Annotated in this window: 20 protein-coding genes; 17 read left to right on the top strand and 3 right to left on the bottom strand. The window is 67.5% G+C overall.

Going from position 1 to position 16,224, the window contains the following annotated elements; all coding sequences use genetic code 11:
- From ftsB to truD, 4 genes are read left to right on the top strand one after another with little or no spacing between them, the layout of a single operon-like run.
- The gene (gene ftsB / locus C1933_RS07410) at window positions 1-351 is read left to right on the top strand and encodes a cell division protein FtsB (RefSeq protein WP_108749227.1); all 351 of its coding nucleotides are present in this window, start codon (window positions 1-3) and stop codon (window positions 349-351) included.
- Window positions 348-1,046, top strand: coding sequence for a 2-C-methyl-D-erythritol 4-phosphate cytidylyltransferase (gene ispD, locus C1933_RS07415; protein ID WP_108752737.1), 699 nt, complete (start codon window positions 348-350; stop codon window positions 1,044-1,046). Before ftsB ends, ispD begins: the two co-directional genes overlap by 4 nt.
- A gap of 34 nt (window positions 1,047-1,080) precedes the next feature.
- Window positions 1,081-1,578 carry a 2-C-methyl-D-erythritol 2,4-cyclodiphosphate synthase gene (gene ispF / locus C1933_RS07420; RefSeq protein ID WP_108752738.1) on the top strand — a complete coding sequence of 166 codons (498 nt, stop codon included), beginning with the start codon at window positions 1,081-1,083 and terminating at the stop codon, window positions 1,576-1,578.
- A complete protein-coding gene (gene truD / locus C1933_RS07425) occupies window positions 1,575-2,606 on the top strand; it encodes a tRNA pseudouridine(13) synthase TruD (protein ID WP_108752739.1) in 1,032 nt (343 codons plus the stop codon). The genes ispF and truD overlap by 4 nt, the downstream gene beginning before the upstream one ends.
- Before the next feature lie 85 nt (window positions 2,607-2,691).
- On the opposite strand, the gene C1933_RS07430 is transcribed toward truD, so the two are convergent.
- Window positions 2,692-3,231, bottom strand: a complete 540-nt coding sequence (locus C1933_RS07430) for a Smr/MutS family protein (protein ID WP_108752740.1) — start codon at window positions 3,229-3,231, stop codon at window positions 2,692-2,694.
- Between the two features lie 209 nt (window positions 3,232-3,440).
- Between C1933_RS07430 and surE the strand changes: the two genes are divergently transcribed.
- The 4 genes from surE to C1933_RS07450 are packed head-to-tail and all read left to right on the top strand — an operon-like array spanning window position 3,441 to window position 6,310.
- Entirely contained in the window at window positions 3,441-4,220 is a 780-nt protein-coding gene (gene surE, locus C1933_RS07435; protein WP_108752741.1) for a 5'/3'-nucleotidase SurE, read from the top strand.
- Window positions 4,217-4,894 carry a protein-L-isoaspartate(D-aspartate) O-methyltransferase gene (locus C1933_RS07440; RefSeq protein WP_108752742.1) on the top strand — a complete coding sequence of 226 codons (678 nt, stop codon included), beginning with the start codon at window positions 4,217-4,219 and terminating at the stop codon, window positions 4,892-4,894. The genes surE and C1933_RS07440 overlap by 4 nt, the downstream gene beginning before the upstream one ends.
- 19 nt (window positions 4,895-4,913) lie before the next feature.
- Window positions 4,914-5,528 (top strand): YqaA family protein, encoded by a 615-nt coding sequence (locus C1933_RS07445; protein WP_108752743.1) that lies wholly within the window; start codon window positions 4,914-4,916, stop codon window positions 5,526-5,528.
- The gene (locus tag C1933_RS07450) at window positions 5,525-6,310 is read left to right on the top strand and encodes a peptidoglycan DD-metalloendopeptidase family protein (protein ID WP_108752744.1); all 786 of its coding nucleotides are present in this window, start codon (window positions 5,525-5,527) and stop codon (window positions 6,308-6,310) included. The genes C1933_RS07445 and C1933_RS07450 overlap by 4 nt, the downstream gene beginning before the upstream one ends.
- A 129-nt stretch (window positions 6,311-6,439) precedes the next feature.
- On the opposite strand, the gene C1933_RS07455 is transcribed toward C1933_RS07450, so the two are convergent.
- Both C1933_RS07455 and yhbY read right to left on the bottom strand, forming a co-directional pair.
- Window positions 6,440-6,814 carry an Mth938-like domain-containing protein gene (locus C1933_RS07455; RefSeq protein ID WP_108752745.1) on the bottom strand — a complete coding sequence of 125 codons (375 nt, stop codon included), beginning with the start codon at window positions 6,812-6,814 and terminating at the stop codon, window positions 6,440-6,442.
- 12 nt (window positions 6,815-6,826) lie between these two features.
- Window positions 6,827-7,132 carry a ribosome assembly RNA-binding protein YhbY gene (yhbY, locus tag C1933_RS07460; protein WP_108752746.1) on the bottom strand — a complete coding sequence of 102 codons (306 nt, stop codon included), beginning with the start codon at window positions 7,130-7,132 and terminating at the stop codon, window positions 6,827-6,829.
- A 64-nt stretch (window positions 7,133-7,196) separates the two neighbouring features.
- On the opposite strand from yhbY, the gene rlmE reads away from it, so the two are divergent.
- The 9 genes from rlmE (at window position 7,197) to C1933_RS07505 (ending at window position 16,215) form a co-directional block, all read left to right on the top strand.
- Window positions 7,197-7,829, top strand: coding sequence for a 23S rRNA (uridine(2552)-2'-O)-methyltransferase RlmE (gene rlmE / locus C1933_RS07465; RefSeq protein WP_008265654.1), 633 nt, complete (start codon window positions 7,197-7,199; stop codon window positions 7,827-7,829).
- A gap of 67 nt (window positions 7,830-7,896) precedes the next feature.
- Window positions 7,897-9,834: an ATP-dependent zinc metalloprotease FtsH gene (ftsH, locus tag C1933_RS07470; RefSeq protein ID WP_164271596.1), complete on the top strand. Its 1,938-nt coding sequence runs from the start codon at window positions 7,897-7,899 to the stop codon at window positions 9,832-9,834.
- 94 nt (window positions 9,835-9,928) lie between these two features.
- Complete coding sequence (locus C1933_RS07475) at window positions 9,929-10,117, top strand: hypothetical protein (protein WP_108752747.1); 189 nt, start codon at window positions 9,929-9,931, stop codon at window positions 10,115-10,117.
- A 500-nt stretch (window positions 10,118-10,617) separates the two neighbouring features.
- Window positions 10,618-11,514, top strand: a complete 897-nt coding sequence (gene folP / locus C1933_RS07480; protein ID WP_108752748.1) for a dihydropteroate synthase — start codon at window positions 10,618-10,620, stop codon at window positions 11,512-11,514.
- Complete coding sequence (miaA, locus tag C1933_RS07485) at window positions 11,514-12,467, top strand: tRNA (adenosine(37)-N6)-dimethylallyltransferase MiaA (RefSeq protein WP_108752749.1); 954 nt, start codon at window positions 11,514-11,516, stop codon at window positions 12,465-12,467. The genes folP and miaA overlap by 1 nt, the downstream gene beginning before the upstream one ends.
- A 96-nt stretch (window positions 12,468-12,563) precedes the next feature.
- Window positions 12,564-12,839 (top strand): RNA chaperone Hfq, encoded by a 276-nt coding sequence (hfq, locus tag C1933_RS07490; protein ID WP_079221450.1) that lies wholly within the window; start codon window positions 12,564-12,566, stop codon window positions 12,837-12,839.
- A gap of 14 nt (window positions 12,840-12,853) precedes the next feature.
- Complete coding sequence (hflX, locus tag C1933_RS07495) at window positions 12,854-14,164, top strand: ribosome rescue GTPase HflX (RefSeq protein WP_108752750.1); 1,311 nt, start codon at window positions 12,854-12,856, stop codon at window positions 14,162-14,164.
- 186 nt (window positions 14,165-14,350) lie between these two features.
- The gene (locus C1933_RS07500; RefSeq protein WP_108752751.1) at window positions 14,351-15,658 is read left to right on the top strand and encodes an MFS family transporter; all 1,308 of its coding nucleotides are present in this window, start codon (window positions 14,351-14,353) and stop codon (window positions 15,656-15,658) included.
- A 62-nt stretch (window positions 15,659-15,720) separates the two neighbouring features.
- Complete coding sequence (locus tag C1933_RS07505) at window positions 15,721-16,215, top strand: nicotinamide-nucleotide amidohydrolase family protein (RefSeq protein ID WP_108751521.1); 495 nt, start codon at window positions 15,721-15,723, stop codon at window positions 16,213-16,215.
- Window positions 16,216-16,224 lie beyond the last annotated feature (9 nt).

The raw sequence follows: 16,224 nt of genomic DNA on the forward strand, positions 1-16,224 counted from the left end.
ATGCGCGATTGGCGCTGGCTGCTGCTGGTGCTGGCCCTGCTGCTGGCATGGCTGCAGTACCGTTTCTGGTTCGGCCCGGGCAATTCGGGTGAAGTGATGATGCTCGAAGCCCAGGTCGCCAACCAGGAACGGGACAACGAAGGTCTGCAGCAGCGCAACGATGCGCTGGCTGCCGAAGTGAAGGACCTGAAGGAAGGCCAGGCCGCCATCGAAGAACGTGCGCGCAGCGAGCTGGGCATGATCAAGCCCGGCGAGAAGTTCTACCGCGTGGTGGAGGATGCTGCCTCGCGTCCGCCGGCGGCTGCGCCGGTGGCTGCACAGACCGGCGACCACGCGGCGGACGTGCCATGAGCCCGGCCATCTGGGTGGTGGTGCCAGCGGCGGGCCGCGGCACCCGCTTCGGCGCGCCGCTGCCCAAGCAGTACCTGCAGGCAGGCGGCAGGATCCTGCTGGCCCACACCCTGGATGCGCTGCTGGCGCATCCGGCGGTGGCCGGCGTGATGGTCGTGCTGGGCCCGGACGATGCCGACTGGCCGGGCTGGACAGAGTTCGCCGGCAAGCCGGTGCTGACCTGCATCGGCGGCGCCACCCGCGCCGCGTCGGTGCTGGCCGGACTGCAGGCGTTGCCCGACAGCGTGCGCGCCGATGAATTCGTGCTGGTGCACGATGCCGCGCGCCCGAACCTGTCGCCGGCCGATCTGGGCCGGCTGCTGGAAGTGGGGCGCGCCGACCCGGTCGGTGCCATCCTGGCTGCGCCGGTGCGCGACACCTTGAAGCGTGCCGGCGACGATGGTGGCATCGATGCCACCGAGCCGCGCGCACGCCTGTGGCGCGCGCTCACCCCACAGCTGTTCCGTCGCCACCAGCTGGCCCGCGCGCTGGCCGATGCCGCCGCTGCCGATGTCGAGGTGACCGACGAGGCCATGGCCATGGAACGCCAGGGCCACCGCCCGCTGCTGGTGGAAGGCAGCGAGGACAACTTCAAGATCACCACGCCGGCCGACCTGGACCGTTTCGAATTCGTACTTTCCCGCCGCGCCGGTTGAGTGACCGCGCGGCCCTGCTGCAAGGGTTGCATCCATGAGCACCGCTCCGTTCCCGCCCGTCCGTATCGGCCAGGGCTATGACGTCCATGCCTTCGGTGAAGGCGACCACATCATGCTTGGCGGCGTGAGCGTGCCGCACAGCTGCGGCGTGCTGGCCCACAGCGATGGCGACGTGATCCTGCACGCGCTGTGCGATGCGATGCTGGGCGCGCTTGCGCTGGGCGACATCGGCCAGCACTTCCCGCCCAGCGACGACCGCTGGAAGGGTGCCGACAGCAGCGACTTCGTGCGCCACTGCGACAGCCTGCTGCGCGAGCGCGGCTGGCGGGTCGGCAACACCGACATCACCGTCATCTGCGAAAGCCCCAAGGTCGGTCCGCATGCGCTGGCCATGCGTGAGCGCATCGGCGGCCTGTTGCAGCTGCCCCTGGACGCGGTCAGCGTGAAGGCCACCACCTCGGAGAAGCTGGGCTTCACCGGGCGTGGCGAAGGCATCGCCGCGCAGGCGGCGGTGCTGCTGGTGGCCGCATGATTCCGGTGCCGTTGGCGTTCGGTGCGCCGTTGCTGCGCGCCCGCATCCGCAGCACGCCGGAAGATTTCCAGGTGGACGAACTGCCGGCCTTCGAGGCCACGGGCGAGGGCGAGCACCTGCTGCTGCACATCCGCAAGCGCGGCGCCAACACGGTGCACGTGGCCAAGCTGCTGGCGGCGTGGGCCGGCCTGCCGGAAATGGCGGTCAGCTATGCCGGCATGAAGGACCGCCACGCGGTCACCACCCAGCGCTTCAGCGTGCACCTGCCCAAGCGGGTGGCGCCTGACCTGGCCGCACTGGCCAGCGATGAGATCGAGGTGCTCGACGTCACCTGGCACAACCGCAAGCTGCAGCGCGGCGCCCTGGCCGGCAATCGCTTCAAGCTGGTCCTGCGCGATGTGCAGGGCGATGCCCCCGCGATCAGCGAACGCCTGCAGCAGATCGCCAGCCGCGGCCTGCCCAACTGGTTCGGCGAACAGCGTTTTGGTCGCGACGGTGGCAACGTGCCGGCGGCCCTGGCCATGTTCGGCGGCCGCCGCATGCGCAAGGACCAGCGCTCGCTGCTGCTGTCGGCTGCCCGTTCGGCGCTGTTCAACCGGGTGCTGGCTGCCCGGGTGGAGCAGGGCAGCTGGGATCAGCCGCTGCAGGGTGAGGTGTGGATGCTCGATGGGAGCCGCAGCGTGTTCGGTCCGGAGCCGTACACCGATGCGTTGGCTGACCGCCTGGCACGGTTCGACATCCATCCCAGCGCGCCGTTGTGGGGCGAGGGCGAGCTGCGCAGTACCGATGCCGCGCGCGCGCTGGAACTGGGCGCGCTGGACGATGAAGAATCCAAGGCACTGCGTGCGGGGCTGGAAGATGCGCGCCTGAAGCAGGAGCGGCGCGCGTTGCGCCTGCGCCCAGCGTTGCTGCAGCACCAGTGGCTGGCCGAAGACGTGCTCGAACTTTCCTTTGCGCTGCCACCGGGCTGCTACGCCACTGCAGTGCTGCATGAGCTGGGTCCGGTGGAGGACGCCTCGCAGGGGTGAGGACCCGGCGGTGCGGCGCATCCACGCTTGGCGTGGATGCATGCCTCACCGCCCGGTAGATCCACGCCATGCGTGGATGAATGCCTCACCGCCGCGCCAACAACACCAGCACCGCACCGGTGCCGCCCTGTCCGGGCGGCGCCGAATGAAACGCCAGCACATCGTTGCGCAGTCGCAGCAGGCGGTCCACCAGGTTCTTCAGCACCGGCGCGCCGCCGTCAGACTGCAGCCCCTTGCCGTGGATGATGCGCACGCAGCCGAACTCATGCGCATGCGCTTCCAGCAGGAACTGGCGCAGCAGCACTTCGGCCTGCGCGGCAGTCGCGCCGTGCAGGTCCAGTTCGTCCTGCACCGAATACTGGCCGCGCTTGAGCCGCTGGAACATGCGCGGCGGCAGCGTGTCACGCCGGTAGCTGGCGGTATCGCCCGCCTCCAGCGGGCTGCTGTCGCGCAGCAGCCGGGCGAACTCCCCGGCCGCTTCCTGCTCGTCGCGTTCGGCCATGCGGGCGCGCGGTTTCGGCCGTGGCGCGGCCGGCGCCGGTTCGGCATCCTTGCGCAGCGGGGTGACTTCGCCGATGGCCGCGCGGAACAGTGCGGCGGGGTCTTCATCTTCTGGGTGCGACATGTGCACAGGGTAAACCGCCGGTGATGCGGTGCCTACGGCCTTTCAAGCGCTTCCGTGACCGCCGGCAGGGTAGGACCCGCGCCCCGCTTGCGGCACAATAGTGGGCGCACTTGCGAGATCGCCGGTTCCCGAGGGGGCGGCTGCCGGTCCCGCCCACGCGGCAAGGTGATGGAATCGAATTCTTGGAAAATCAAGCGGTTGAATCGAACATGCGCATCCTGGTCAGCAACGACGACGGCGTAGACGCTGCAGGCATCCGGATGCTGGCGCAGGTGCTGCGCGACGCCGGGCATGAAGTCACGGTGGTTGCCCCCGATCGCGACCGGTCCGGTGCCAGCAATTCACTGACGCTGGATCTGCCGATCCGGCTCAAGCGCATCGACCACTACACCGTCTCGGTGGCGGGCACGCCCACCGACTGCGTGCATCTGGCGCTGACCGGCCTGCTCGAGTTCGAACCGGATATCGTCGTGTCGGGCATCAACAATGCCGCCAACCTCGGCGACGATGTCATCTACTCCGGCACGGTATCGGCGGCCATGGAAGGGCGGTTCCTGGGGCTGCCGGCAGTGGCGGTCTCGCTGGTCAGCCGCAACCATGACCCGAAGCATTTCGAAACCGCGGCGCGTGCGGCCGTGGAGATCGTGGCCCGGCTGAAGGCCGACCCGCTGCCGGCCGACACCATTCTGAACGTGAACGTGCCTGACCTGCCGTGGGGCGAGGTGAAGGGCTTCGAAGTGACCCGCCTGGGCAACCGCCACCGCGCCGAAGGGTGCATCGCGCAGAAAGATCCGCGCGGCAACGAGGTGTACTGGATCGGTCCGGCCGGTCGCGAGCAGGACTCCGGTCCCGGTACCGATTTCCACGCGGTGCGCACCGGCCATATTTCGATCACCCCCATCCAGGTCGACCTGACCCGCTACCAGGCACTGGAGAAGGTGGCCAGCTGGGTCGGTGGCCTGAGCGCCGCGCTGGACCAGCCGGCATGAGCCCGCGCCTGCGCCTGCAGCCGGAAGCCGTGGGGATCGGCATGACTTCGCAGCGCGTGCGCGACCGCCTGGTCGATCGCCTGCGCGAGGCCGGCATTGCCGACGAGGCCACGCTCAATGCCATCCGCATCGTGCCGCGCCATCTGTTCATCGATGAAGCCCTGGCCTCGCGTGCCTATGAGGACACCGCGCTGCCGATCGGCCATGGCCAGACCATTTCCCAGCCCTGGGTGGTGGCGCGGATGACCGAAGCGGTGCTGCAGGTTGCACCGAAGACGGTGCTGGAAGTGGGCACCGGCTCGGGCTACCAGGCCGCCGTACTCGGCGCCGTCGGCCTTGAGGTCTACACGGTCGAACGCATCGGCGATCTGCTGCGGCAGGCGCGCAAGCGCTTCCGCGCGCTGGGCATGAACATCCGCACCAAGCATGACGACGGCCGGGTGGGCTGGGCCGAGCACGGCCCGTACGACGCCGTGGTGGTCACCGCAGCCGCACCGGCGCTGGTCGATGCGCTGGTCGAGCAGTTGGCCGTGGGGGGGCGCCTGGTGGCGCCGGTCGGCGGCCCCGGTGGGCAATCGCTGGTACAGCTCGACCGCAAGGCCGACGGCAGCATCGAACAACGCGTGCTGGCACCGGTCACCTTCGTGCCGCTGCTGTCCGGCATGCTCGACTGAATCCAGGGAGCAGGGTTGCATGAAGATTTTCGGACCGCTGTACGAGCGGGCGATGAAATGGGCGGCGCACGAACGCGCGCCGACCTATCTGACCGTCTTGAGTTTTTTCGAAGCCATCATCTTCCCGGTCATGCCGGAAGTGATGCTGGCGCCGATGTGCGTGGCCCAGCCCAAGCGCGGCTGGTGGTTTGCCACCCTCAGCCTGGCCGGCTCGATGGTGGGCGCGGTGATCGGTTACGCCCTGGGCCACTACGCCTTCGAGGCGGTGAAGCCGCTGTTCGAGATGCTGGGCATGCTGCCGGCCATCGAAGATGGTATCGCCACGGTGCAGGCCAAGATGGCCGAGTCGCCCTGGGCGGTGTTCACCTTCCTGGTGCTGGGTGGCTTCATGCCCATCCCGATGAAGGTCTTCACGTGGGCATCGGGTATCGTCGGTGTGCCCATGCCGCAGTATCTGTTGAGCATGCTGATCGGTCGCGGCAAGCGTGTGTACGTTCTGGCCGCCGTGATCCGCATTGGCGGCCCGCGCGCGGAAGCCGCGCTGCGGCGCTGGATTGAACCGCTGGGCTGGATCGCCACCGCGCTGGTGGTGGTGCTGGTTGCCTGGCTTGTATGGAGGTCGAAGTTCGCATGAATGCAAATGGTCTGGGCAAGGGCGTGCGTATCGGCGCGCTGGCATTGCTGGTTTCCTCGCTGGCTGCCTGTGGCACCGCCACGGTGGTCCGCCCCGGTGGCAGCGGTGCAGCAGCCAGTACGCCCAAGACCTCGGTGCCCAAGCCGGGGCAGACCGTGGTCGTGCGCAAGGGCGACACCATCTACGCACTCGCGCGCATCCACGACATCACCCCGGCCGACCTGATTGCCTGGAACCGGCTGGACAACCCGTCGCAGATCTATCCGGGCCAGGTCATCCGCCTGTATCCGCAGGGTGCCGGCAGCGGCCGCGCACCCACCACGGTGGTCACCGCGCCGCGCCCGGCCACCGGCAGTGGCAGCACGCCTTCGACGGCGCCGAGCACCGCGCCGGCTACACCGGTGAAGAGCAGCATTGCCTGGCGCTGGCCGGCCGACGGTGCGGTGGTGGGGCGCTATGTGGCGGGCGATGCCACCAAGCAGGGCGTCGACATTGCAGGCAGCAGCGGGGCCCCGGTGCGCGCATCTGCCAACGGCGTGGTGGTGTACTCCGGCGCAGGCCTGGTGGGCTACGGCGAGCTGATCATCATCAAGCACAGTGACCAGTGGCTGTCGGCGTATGGCCACAACCGCAAGCGCCTGGTGAACGAAGGGCAGAACGTGAAGGCCGGCGAGCAGATCGCGGAAATGGGCCGCACCGGTGCGAACCGCGACATGCTGCACTTCGAGATTCGTTACAACGGCAAGCCGGTCGACCCGCAGCAGTATCTGCCGGCGCGCTAGCGCGGGCAGATACGGGTAGCGCCGGGCCATGCCCGGCGGCGCTTCGCGCCCACACGAAAGCGCCCGAGCATCGGCTCGGGCGCTGTGGGTATCGCGATCTGATCCGGGCCACGCCCGGCGGCTACCGGCTCAACCTTCCAGGATGAAGGCCGCGGCGACCTTGCGGCCTTCGCCGGCAAGAATATTGAACGTGCGCGCGGCGGCCGGATTGTTCATCACTTCCAGGCCGATGCCGCGCGACAGGCAGGCGGCCATCACCACGGCCGGCGGGAATACCTGGCGATCGCCGGTACCCAGCACGATCAGCGCCGGGCCCAGGGCCAGGATCGGTTCCAGGTCGGCCACCTGCAGATCGGCAGCGCGCACTACCGGCCAGTTCGTTGCCAACTGTTCAGGCGTCAGGAAGAAGCTGCTGGACAGCGACTGGTCGTTCACCCGCGCCGAGCGGCCATCGGCCGCGCGCAGGCTGTAAGCGTAATCAGGCGGTTCGTGGTTCAGCTGCATGGGGCAGGGCGATCAGCCGCGCGGAAGCACGATCTGTCGCTGTTCCTTGCTCGGGCGGTAGAGCACGGCCACGTGGCCGATACGCTGCACCAGCGCGGCTTCGGTCGCTTCGACGATCTCGCCGATCATCACGTCGCGGGCGTCGCGATCTTCAGCGGCCACCTTCACTTTCACCAGTTCGTGGCGCTCCAGCACCTCGTTCAGCTCGGCGATGAACGCGGGCGTGATGCCCTTGCCGCCGGTCTGCAGCAGTGCCTTCAGATCGTGGGCTTGGCCGCGCAGGAAACGGGTCTGGGAAGCGGTCAGGGCGATGGGCATGCAGAAAACACGGTTGAATGGGGTGATCAGGGTATCATGACGACCCCGTAACCCCCTATTTCCAATGGCTACCCGCAGCAAAAGCAGCCAGCGCTGGCTCAAGGAACACTTCTCCGACCCCTTCGTGAAGAAGGCGCAGGCCGAAGGCATGCGCTCGCGTGCCGCCTACAAGCTCGAAGAGCTGCTCGAACGTGACCGGCTGCTGAAGCCGCACATGGTCGTGGTCGATCTCGGCGCCGCCCCGGGCGGCTGGTCTCAGCAGGTGCGGAGACAGATTGGCGACACCGGCCGCGTGCTGGCCCTGGACATCCTGGACATGCCGCCGCTGGCCGGGGTGGAGTTCCTTCACGGTGACTTCAGGGAAGAAACCGTCCTATCGCAGTTCGAGGCCATGCTGGGCGATCAGCCGGTAGACCTTGTGCTGTCGGACATGGCCCCCAATAAGAGTGGTGTAGGCGCGGTCGACCAGCCGCGGATGATGCACCTGGCAGAGCTGGCCCTGGATTTCGCCGACAACCACCTGAAGACCGGTGGGGCGTTCCTGATCAAGCTGTTCCAGGGCGAAGGCTTCGATGACTACGTGCGTGAAATGCGCCGTCGGTACGACAAGGTCTCCATCCGCAAGCCGGAAGCCTCGCGCAAGCGTTCCCCCGAGGTCTACGCCTTGGGTCAGGGAAAACGCGCCCACATGAAGTAAGCTCGACCCGTAAGCTCGACCCCAACGCAATGCCCGCACTGAAAGAGGAACGCTGGAGCCAATGAGGATGAACGACTTGACCAAGAACCTCCTGCTATGGGTGGTCGTCGCCGTCGTGCTGATGGTGGTCTTCCAGAGCTTCTCGCCCAAGTCCTCCGGGGCCGGGGCGCAGGCCACATCGTATTCGCAGTTCCTGGACCAGGTGGACAGCGGCAACGTGCAGAAGGTCACCTTCGGCGGCGATTCGCGCGGCCTGACCAACGAAATCACCTACACCACCCGTGGCGGCCAGACCGGTACGGTGTCGGCACCGGCTGATCGCGACCTGATCAACGTGCTGCGTACCAAGAACGTGGACATCGTGCAGGAACAGCCGTCCAGCGGCATTTCCTTCGCGGCCATCCTGATGAACTTCCTGCCGGTCATCCTGATCATCGGCTTCTGGCTGTTCATCATGCGCCAGATGCAGGGCGGTGGCGGTGGTGCCAAGGGCGCCATGTCCTTCGGCAAGTCGCGCGCCAAGCTGCAGGGCGAAGACCAGATCAAGGTCACCTTCGCCGACGTTGCTGGCTGCGATGAAGCCAAGGAAGAAGTGGGCGAGCTCGTCGACTTCCTGCGTGATCCGTCCAAGTTCACCAAGCTGGGCGGCAAGATTCCGCGCGGCGTGCTGATGGTCGGTCCGCCCGGTACCGGCAAGACACTGCTGGCCAAGGCCATCGCCGGCGAAGCCAAGGTGCCGTTCTTCTCGATCTCCGGTTCGGATTTCGTGGAAATGTTCGTCGGCGTCGGCGCCAGCCGCGTGCGCGACATGTTCGAGCAGGCCAAGAAGCACGCCCCGTGCATCATCTTCATCGATGAAATCGACGCCGTCGGTCGCCACCGTGGTGCCGGCCTGGGCGGCGGTCATGACGAACGCGAGCAGACCCTGAACCAGCTGCTTGTCGAGATGGACGGTTTCGAAGGTGGCGAAGGCGTGATCGTGATCGCCGCGACCAACCGTCCGGACGTGCTGGACCCGGCGCTGCTGCGCCCGGGCCGTTTCGACCGCCAGGTCGTGGTCGGCCTGCCGGATGTGAAGGGCCGCGAGCACATCCTGAAGGTGCACATGCGCAAGCTGCCGCTGGCCGATGACGTCGAGCCGATGGTGATCGCGCGCGGTACCCCGGGCTTCTCCGGTGCCGACCTGGCCAACCTGTGCAACGAAGCGGCGCTGTTCGCCGCGCGTGGCAACGAGAAGGAAGTCCGCATGGACCACTTCGACCGTGCCCGCGACAAGATCCTGATGGGCGCCGAGCGCCGCTCGATGGCCATGAGCGAGGAAGAGAAGACCCTCACCGCGTACCACGAAGCCGGCCACGCCATCGTCGGTCGCCTGGTGCCCGAGCATGATCCGGTCTACAAGGTCACCATCATTCCGCGCGGCCGTGCGCTGGGTGTGACCATGTACCTGCCGGAAGGCGACCGCTATTCGATGAACCGCGTGGCGATCAAGTCGCAGCTGTGCTCGCTGTACGGTGGTCGCGTGGCCGAGGAGCTGATCTTCGGTGCCGACAAGGTCACCACCGGTGCCTCCAACGACATCGAGCGCGCCACCAAGATGGCCCGCAACATGGTCACCAAGTGGGGCCTGTCCGACCAGCTCGGCCCGATCGCCTATGGCGAAGAGGACGACGAGGTGTTCTTGGGCCGTTCGGTCACCCAGCACAAGAGCGTGTCCAACGACACCGCCCGCCGCATCGACGAGGAAGTGCGCAACATCCTGGACGAGGCCTACGCGCGTACCACCGAGCTGATGACGGCCAACCTGGACAAGCTGCACGCGATGTCGCAGCTGCTGCTGCAGTACGAAACCATCGACGCGCCGCAGATCGACGCGATCATGGAAGGCCGCGATCCGCCGCCGCCGATGGGCTGGAACAAGTCCAACAAGGATGGCGGCAGCAACGACAAGGGCGGCGACGCCCGTCCGCTGCCGCCGATTGCCGGCCCGGCCGAGTCGCACTGACGGCCCGCCAATGCTGATCGCAGACGAGGCCGGGGCAACCCGGCCTCGTTGTTTCCGCGCTACACCCGCACCCCTGTCTTTCGCTGGAGCCCGCATGTCCATTCCCCCGCCGCAGCCGATCTCCCACACCGTTGAAATGGTCATCGCCACCATCGTCGGTGTCGTGGTCGGGCTGACCCTGGACAACCTGTTGCTCGGCTGCGGTGTCGGCATTGGCGTGGGTATCGTGCTGAGCGTCATCAAGACCCTGTACGTCGACCGCAAACGCCGCCGCCCGCGCTGAGGGTTTCCCGGCAGGGCTGCGCCCTGCACCCGCTCAACGTCAACGTCAACGTCAACGTCAAAAGCGTGCATTCCGTGGGACACCGCCCCACTTCTGACAGATTCCGTGTGCTGTTGGTAGGTGTCGACCTTGGTCGACACGGTAGATCCACGCCATGCGTGGATGAATCTGTCCGATATCGATCTTCATTTGGGGTCGGATCCCGTTGCGCAGCAACGGGATCCGACCCCGTGCCGTTCCGACAGATCGCGGGAAGCTGTCGAAGGCGGGGTGGGTCCGGTTGCGGGGGCGTGAGCGCCATGGACGGCGCGACCGAGGCTACATGGACGTACTTGCGCCGTCCCCCGCAACCGGACCCACCCCGCCATCCCGAAGCAAACCCGCTGCTGCTGTTGCTTCGGCTTTTGATGTTGTTTCAGTCGAGCACGGCTCGACTCTACAAGGGTGCAGGGCGCAGCCCTGCCGAACTAAACTAAACGCCGTTACCCGCAGGATCGCTCATGTTCGATATCTCGCCCCAGCTCGATTGCGCCGGCCGCATCCTGCGCCTGGATCGCGCCCAGGTCATGGGCATCGTCAATGTAACCCCCGATTCGTTCTCCGACGGCGGCGCACATGACAGCACCGACGCGGCGGTCGCCCATGGCCTGAAGCTGGTGGAGCAGGGCGCCGACCTGCTCGATATCGGCGGTGAATCCACCCGCCCGGGCGCCGCCCCGGTGTCGATCGACGAAGAGCTGCAGCGCGTCGTGCCGGTCATCGAACAGCTCGCGGCCCGCACCCAGGTGCCGATCAGCATCGACACCTTCAAGCCGGAAGTGATGCGTGCGGCCGTGGCCGCTGGCGCGGGCATGATCAACGACATCTACGGCCTGCGCCAGGAAGGCGCGCTGGAAGCCGCCGCCGCCGCGGGCGTGCCGGTGGTGCTGATGCACATGCAGGGCGAGCCCGGCAACATGCAGGCCGAACCGCACTACGACGACGTGGTGGCCGAGGTACACGGCTTCCTGGTGCAGCGCCTGTTCGCCGCTGAAATGGCCGGCATCGCCAAGAAACACCTGGTCATCGACCTCGGCTTCGGCTTCGGCAAGACCACTGCGCACAACATGACTCTGCTGGCCCGTTCCGAGCGCTTTCTGGAACTGGGCGTGCCGATGCTGGCCGGCCTGTCGCGCAAGCGCAGCCTGGGCGAGCTGACCGGGCGGCAGGTGCCAACCGAGCGTGTCGCAGCGTCGGTGGCCGCGCACCTGATCGCGGTGCAGCGCGGTGCGCGCATCGTGCGCGTGCACGACGTGGCCGCCACGGTCGACGCCTTGAAGATCTGGCAGGCGGTCGAGGCCGTGCCCGCCCCGCGCGTGGCCGCCACCGCGGCGATCCGCTGGCCGGACGAAGACTGATGGCCGCCGACCGGCGACCGCTGGCGATCGCCGTGATGGGGCCGACCGCCAGCGGCAAGACCGCTACCGCGATCGCCCTGGCCAAGCAGTTGAACGGCGAGATCGTCAGTGTCGATTCGGCGCTGGTCTACCGCGGCCTGGATATCGGCTCGGCCAAGCCGGACGCCGCCGAACGCGCGCAGGCGCCGCACCATCTGCTGGACCTGCGTGATCCCTGGCAGACCTATTCGGCCGCCGAGTTCGCCGCCGACGCCGGCCGCGTGGTGGCCGACATCGTCGCCCGTGGCCGCATGCCGATCCTCGCCGGTGGCACCGGGCTGTACTTCCGGGCGCTGCTGGAAGGTCTTTCGCCGATGCCGGAAGCCGATCCCGGCATGCGCGAAGCGCTGGCAGCAGAGGCGGCCGAGCGTGGCTGGGCGGCCCTGCACAACGACCTGGCGGCGGTCGACCCGGCTGCGGCGTCGCGCATCCATGCCACCGACCCGCAGCGCATCCAGCGGGCGCTGGAGGTGTACCGGCTGACCGGCACGCCGATTACTGAACTGCAGCGCCAGCGCGGTGTCGCGCCGCTGCCGGTGCGGACCCTGAAGCTGATCCTGGCCCCGCGCGAGCGGGCAGTGCTGCACCAGCGCATCGAAGCGCGTTTCGACACCATGCTGGCGCAGGGGTTCCTGGACGAGGTGCGCGCCCTGCGCGCCCTGCCGCAGATGGCTGCCGTGGCCGCGCCGCTGGACCTGCCGGCGGTCAGGGCGGTCGGTTACCGCCAGGCCTGGGAATTCCTGGACGGGCAGGGCAGTGCCGCCGGGTTCCGTGACAAGGGCATCTTCGCCACCCGCCAGCTGGCCAAGCGCCAGCTGACCTGGCTGCGCGGCGAGCTTGATGCCCGCTGGTTCGACCCCCATATCGACCAACAGCGGCTGTCCGACGCAGTCGCGACCTTCGTCGCACGCTGAACGGCCGCTGGCCGTGTACCATCATGGGCCGGCGTGCGGCTCGGGGGCCGCAGCCAGCGCCGGCAATCCAATAAGAACAATAATCAGGAGTATGCAATGTCCAAGGGGCAATCGCTGCAGGATCCTTTCCTGAACGCACTGCGGCGCGAACGCGTGCCGGTTTCGGTGTACCTGGTCAACGGTATCAAGCTGCAGGGCACGATCGAATCGTTCGATCAGTTCGTGGTCCTGCTGCGCAACACCGTCAGCCAGATGGTCTACAAGCACGCCATCTCCACGGTGGTGCCGGCACGCAACGTCAAGGTCGGCCCGGGTGGCGGCTACGTGCAGTCGGGTGAAAATGGTCAGGCGGGTGATGAAGCAGACGAGTAACAACGGAGCGGTGAATGTTTGACCGCTCGAAACGGGGCGAACACGCCCTGCTGATCCAGCCCCACTTCGGCAAGCTGGAAGAGGATGTGCTGGAAGAATTCGGCGATCTGGCCCGCTCGGCCGGGGCCAGCATCGCTGCCACCATCACCGCGCGCCTGGATCGCCCCAATCCGTCCACCCTGATCGGCAGCGGCAAGCTGGATGAGATCAAGGCGGCGGTGGAGGCCACCGGCGCCGACCTGATCCTGGTCAACCACGCACTCAGCCCTGGCCAGGAACGCAACCTGGAACGCTTCCTGGAACGCCGGGTGATCGACCGTACCGGTCTGATCCTGGACATCTTCGCCCAGCGTGCGCACAGCCACGAAGGCAAGCTGCAGGTCGAGCTGGCCCAGCTGCGGCATATCGCCACGCGGCTGGTGCGCGGCTGGACCCACCTGGAGCGCCAGCGCGGCGGTTCGATCGGCCTGCGTGGCCCGGGTGAAACCCAGCTGGAAACCGACCGCCGCCTGCTGCAGAAGCGGGTGGAACAGCTGCAGAAGCGGTTGGAAAAGGTGGAAGTGCAGCGCACCCAGATGCGCCGCGCACGCGTGCGCAGCGAACTGCCGCGCGTGGCCCTGGTGGGCTACACCAACGCCGGCAAGTCCACGCTGTTCAACGCGCTGACCGGTGCCGAGGCGTACGCGGCCGACCAGCTGTTCGCCACCCTGGATCCCACCGTGCGGCGCATTGCGGTGCCCGGTGGCAACGTGGTGCTGGCCGACACCGTGGGCTTCGTGCGCGACCTGCCGCATGATCTGGTGGCGGCGTTCCGCTCCACCCTGTCCGAGGCGCGTGAGGCCGATTTCCTGCTGCATATCGTCGATGCCGCCGATCCGCACCGCGAAGAGCGCATCGCCCAGGTGGACGAGGTGCTGGCTGCGGTGGGTGCCGGCGACCTGCCGCAGTTGCTGGTGTTCAACAAGATCGACCGCATCGACGGCGCGCAGGTGCGCCATGACGGCCAGGACGGCGTGCCCGACGAGGCCCGTCGCGAGCGGGTCTGGATCTCGGCGCGTGACGGCCAGGGCCTGGAGCTGCTGCAGACCGTGCTGGGCCGCCGCCTGGGCCTGCAGCACGTGACCGGCGAGCTGCGCCTGCCACCCAGTGCGGGGCGCCTGCGCGCACGCCTGCACCAGCTGGAAGTGATCCGCAGCGAGCAGGCCGATGAAGACGGCTGGCTGCTGCAGGTCGATCTGCCGATCGCCGAGGCCGAGAAACTGGCGGCCAGCGCCGATGGCGCGCCGATCCGTGCGTTGCTGCCGGAAAAACTGCCGGAGTGGTGATGCCGGCGCGTGGGGTCGGAGCCCGTTGCGTTGCAACGGGATTCGACCCCTTCGCCTTTCGGGATCCGACCCCGTCGCACAACCGGCCGATTACCGCACGCCAGCCGCCTGATGCTGCACACCGTCTTGCACACGGCGGGAGGATGATCCGAAGGTCGGCCCCCACGGCCCCCTTCGGAGTTCCCCATGTCGCAGGCCCCGGCCGTCGATCTGCCCCAGTACACCGCTGCGGAGAAGCGCCATCGCGTCTTCGCCATCATGTCGGCCTCGTCCGGCAACCTGGTGGAATGGTTCGACTTCTACGTCTACGCGTTCTGTGCGATCTACTTCGCGGGCGCCTTCTTCCCCGCCTCCAATCCCACCGTGCAGCTGCTCAACACGGCTGGCGTGTTCGCCGCCGGCTTCCTGATGCGGCCGATCGGCGGCTGGCTGTTCGGTCGCATTGCCGACCGCCTGGGGCGCAAGAAATCGCTGCTGATCTCGGTCAGCATGATGTGCGGTGGTTCGCTGATGGTGGCCTGCCTGCCGACCTACGCGACCATCGGTGCGCTGGCGCCGGTGCTGCTGCTGGTGGCGCGCCTGATCCAGGGCCTGTCGGTGGGCGGCGAGTACGGCACCACGGCCACCTACATGAGCGAAGTCGCGCTGCGCGGCCAGCGCGGATTCTTCTCTTCGTTCCAGTACGTCACCCTGATCGGCGGCCAGCTGCTGGCCGTGCTGGTGATCGTCATCATGGAATCGGTGCTGAGCGAGGCCGAGATCCGTGCCTGGGGCTGGCGCATTCCATTCGTGCTGGGTGCCGTCGCTGCCGTGGTCGCGCTGCTGCTGCGGCGAACACTGCACGAGACCCAGAGCGAATCGAGCCGCGATGACAAGGACGCCGGCACGCTGGGCGCGCTGTTCCGCGACCACAAGGCGGCTTTCTTCACCGTGCTCGGCTATACCGCCGGCGGCTCGCTGATCTTCTACACCTTCACCACCTACATGCAGAAGTTCCTGGTGAACACGGTGCACCTGCCGATCAAGACCGCCAGTTACGTGATGACCGGGGCATTGTTCCTGTACATGTGCATGCAGCCGCTGTTCGGCATGCTCTCCGACCGCATCGGCCGTCGCACCAGCATGATGCTGTTCGGTGCGCTCGGTGCGCTCACCACCGTGCCGATCCTGATTACCCTGCAGCACGTCACCAGCCCGTGGGCGGCCTTCGGGCTGATCGTGCTGGCGTTGGCCATCGTCAGTTTCTACACGTCCATCTCGGGCATCGTGAAAGCCGAAATGTTCCCACCGCAGGTGCGCGCACTGGGCGTGGGCCTGGCCTACGCCATCGGCAACGCCGTGTTCGGTGGCAGCGCCGAGTACGCCGCGCTGGGGCTGAAGCAGCTGGGCCATGAGCAGCTGTTCTTCTGGTATGTCACGGTGATGATGGTGGTGGCTTTTCTGGTCAGCCTGCGCCTGCCGGCCCAGGCCCGTTACCTGCACCACGACCACTGATGCGGCGGGACAGCGGAGCGGATCTGCGGTACAACGTGCCGTCGTTTCCGCGAACCCTGCCGATGTCCATTCCCACCGATGCCGATCTGAACGCCCAGGCCGCCGCGCTTGGGCAGCGCCTGCAGCACGCCGCGCTGCAACTGGTCACCGCCGAAAGCTGCAGTGGCGGCTGGATCGCCAAGTGCATGACCGATATCGCCGGTTCGTCGGCGTTCTTCGACTGCGGCATGGTGGTCTACAGCTACGAGGCCAAGCAGCGGCTGCTGGGGGTGCGCGCGCAGACGCTGGAGCAGTCCGGTGCGGTCAGCCGCGAAACGGTGCTTGAAATGGTGTCCGGCGCGCTGGTCAATTCCGGGGCGGGCATCGCCGTGGCGGTCACCGGCATTGCCGGCCCGGGCGGTGGGAGCGCGGACAAGCCGGTGGGCAGTGTCTGGATCGGCTGGAAGCGCCGCGGCGGCTATGCGCATGCGGAATTGTTCCAGTTCGATGGCGACCGCGACGCCATCCGCCGGCAGACCGTTGCGGCCGCATTGCGCGGTATCGACGCCCAGCTGTGACATGCTGGC

The organism is Stenotrophomonas sp. ZAC14D2_NAIMI4_6, from assembly GCF_003086875.1.
Classification (GTDB): Bacteria; Pseudomonadota; Gammaproteobacteria; order Xanthomonadales; family Xanthomonadaceae; genus Stenotrophomonas.

Bases quoted from the DNA above. Each gene is read 5' to 3' on its own strand.
- ftsB (WP_108749227.1), top strand. From the start codon at position 1: ATGCGCGATTGGCGCTGGCTGCTGCTGGTGCTGGCCCTGCTGCTGGCA.
- ispD (WP_108752737.1), top strand. From the start codon at position 348: ATGAGCCCGGCCATCTGGGTGGTGGTGCCAGCGGCGGGCCGCGGCACC.
- ispF (WP_108752738.1), top strand. From the start codon at position 1,081: ATGAGCACCGCTCCGTTCCCGCCCGTCCGTATCGGCCAGGGCTATGAC.
- truD (WP_108752739.1), top strand. From the start codon at position 1,575: ATGATTCCGGTGCCGTTGGCGTTCGGTGCGCCGTTGCTGCGCGCCCGC.
- C1933_RS07430 (WP_108752740.1), bottom strand. From the start codon at position 3,231: ATGTCGCACCCAGAAGATGAAGACCCCGCCGCACTGTTCCGCGCGGCC.
- surE (WP_108752741.1), top strand. From the start codon at position 3,441: ATGCGCATCCTGGTCAGCAACGACGACGGCGTAGACGCTGCAGGCATC.
- C1933_RS07440 (WP_108752742.1), top strand. From the start codon at position 4,217: ATGAGCCCGCGCCTGCGCCTGCAGCCGGAAGCCGTGGGGATCGGCATG.
- C1933_RS07445 (WP_108752743.1), top strand. From the start codon at position 4,914: ATGAAGATTTTCGGACCGCTGTACGAGCGGGCGATGAAATGGGCGGCG.
- C1933_RS07450 (WP_108752744.1), top strand. From the start codon at position 5,525: ATGAATGCAAATGGTCTGGGCAAGGGCGTGCGTATCGGCGCGCTGGCA.
- C1933_RS07455 (WP_108752745.1), bottom strand. From the start codon at position 6,814: ATGCAGCTGAACCACGAACCGCCTGATTACGCTTACAGCCTGCGCGCG.
- yhbY (WP_108752746.1), bottom strand. From the start codon at position 7,132: ATGCCCATCGCCCTGACCGCTTCCCAGACCCGTTTCCTGCGCGGCCAA.
- rlmE (WP_008265654.1), top strand. From the start codon at position 7,197: ATGGCTACCCGCAGCAAAAGCAGCCAGCGCTGGCTCAAGGAACACTTC.
- ftsH (WP_164271596.1), top strand. From the start codon at position 7,897: ATGAACGACTTGACCAAGAACCTCCTGCTATGGGTGGTCGTCGCCGTC.
- C1933_RS07475 (WP_108752747.1), top strand. From the start codon at position 9,929: ATGTCCATTCCCCCGCCGCAGCCGATCTCCCACACCGTTGAAATGGTC.
- folP (WP_108752748.1), top strand. From the start codon at position 10,618: ATGTTCGATATCTCGCCCCAGCTCGATTGCGCCGGCCGCATCCTGCGC.
- miaA (WP_108752749.1), top strand. From the start codon at position 11,514: ATGGCCGCCGACCGGCGACCGCTGGCGATCGCCGTGATGGGGCCGACC.
- hfq (WP_079221450.1), top strand. From the start codon at position 12,564: ATGTCCAAGGGGCAATCGCTGCAGGATCCTTTCCTGAACGCACTGCGG.
- hflX (WP_108752750.1), top strand. From the start codon at position 12,854: ATGTTTGACCGCTCGAAACGGGGCGAACACGCCCTGCTGATCCAGCCC.
- C1933_RS07500 (WP_108752751.1), top strand. From the start codon at position 14,351: ATGTCGCAGGCCCCGGCCGTCGATCTGCCCCAGTACACCGCTGCGGAG.
- C1933_RS07505 (WP_108751521.1), top strand. From the start codon at position 15,721: ATGTCCATTCCCACCGATGCCGATCTGAACGCCCAGGCCGCCGCGCTT.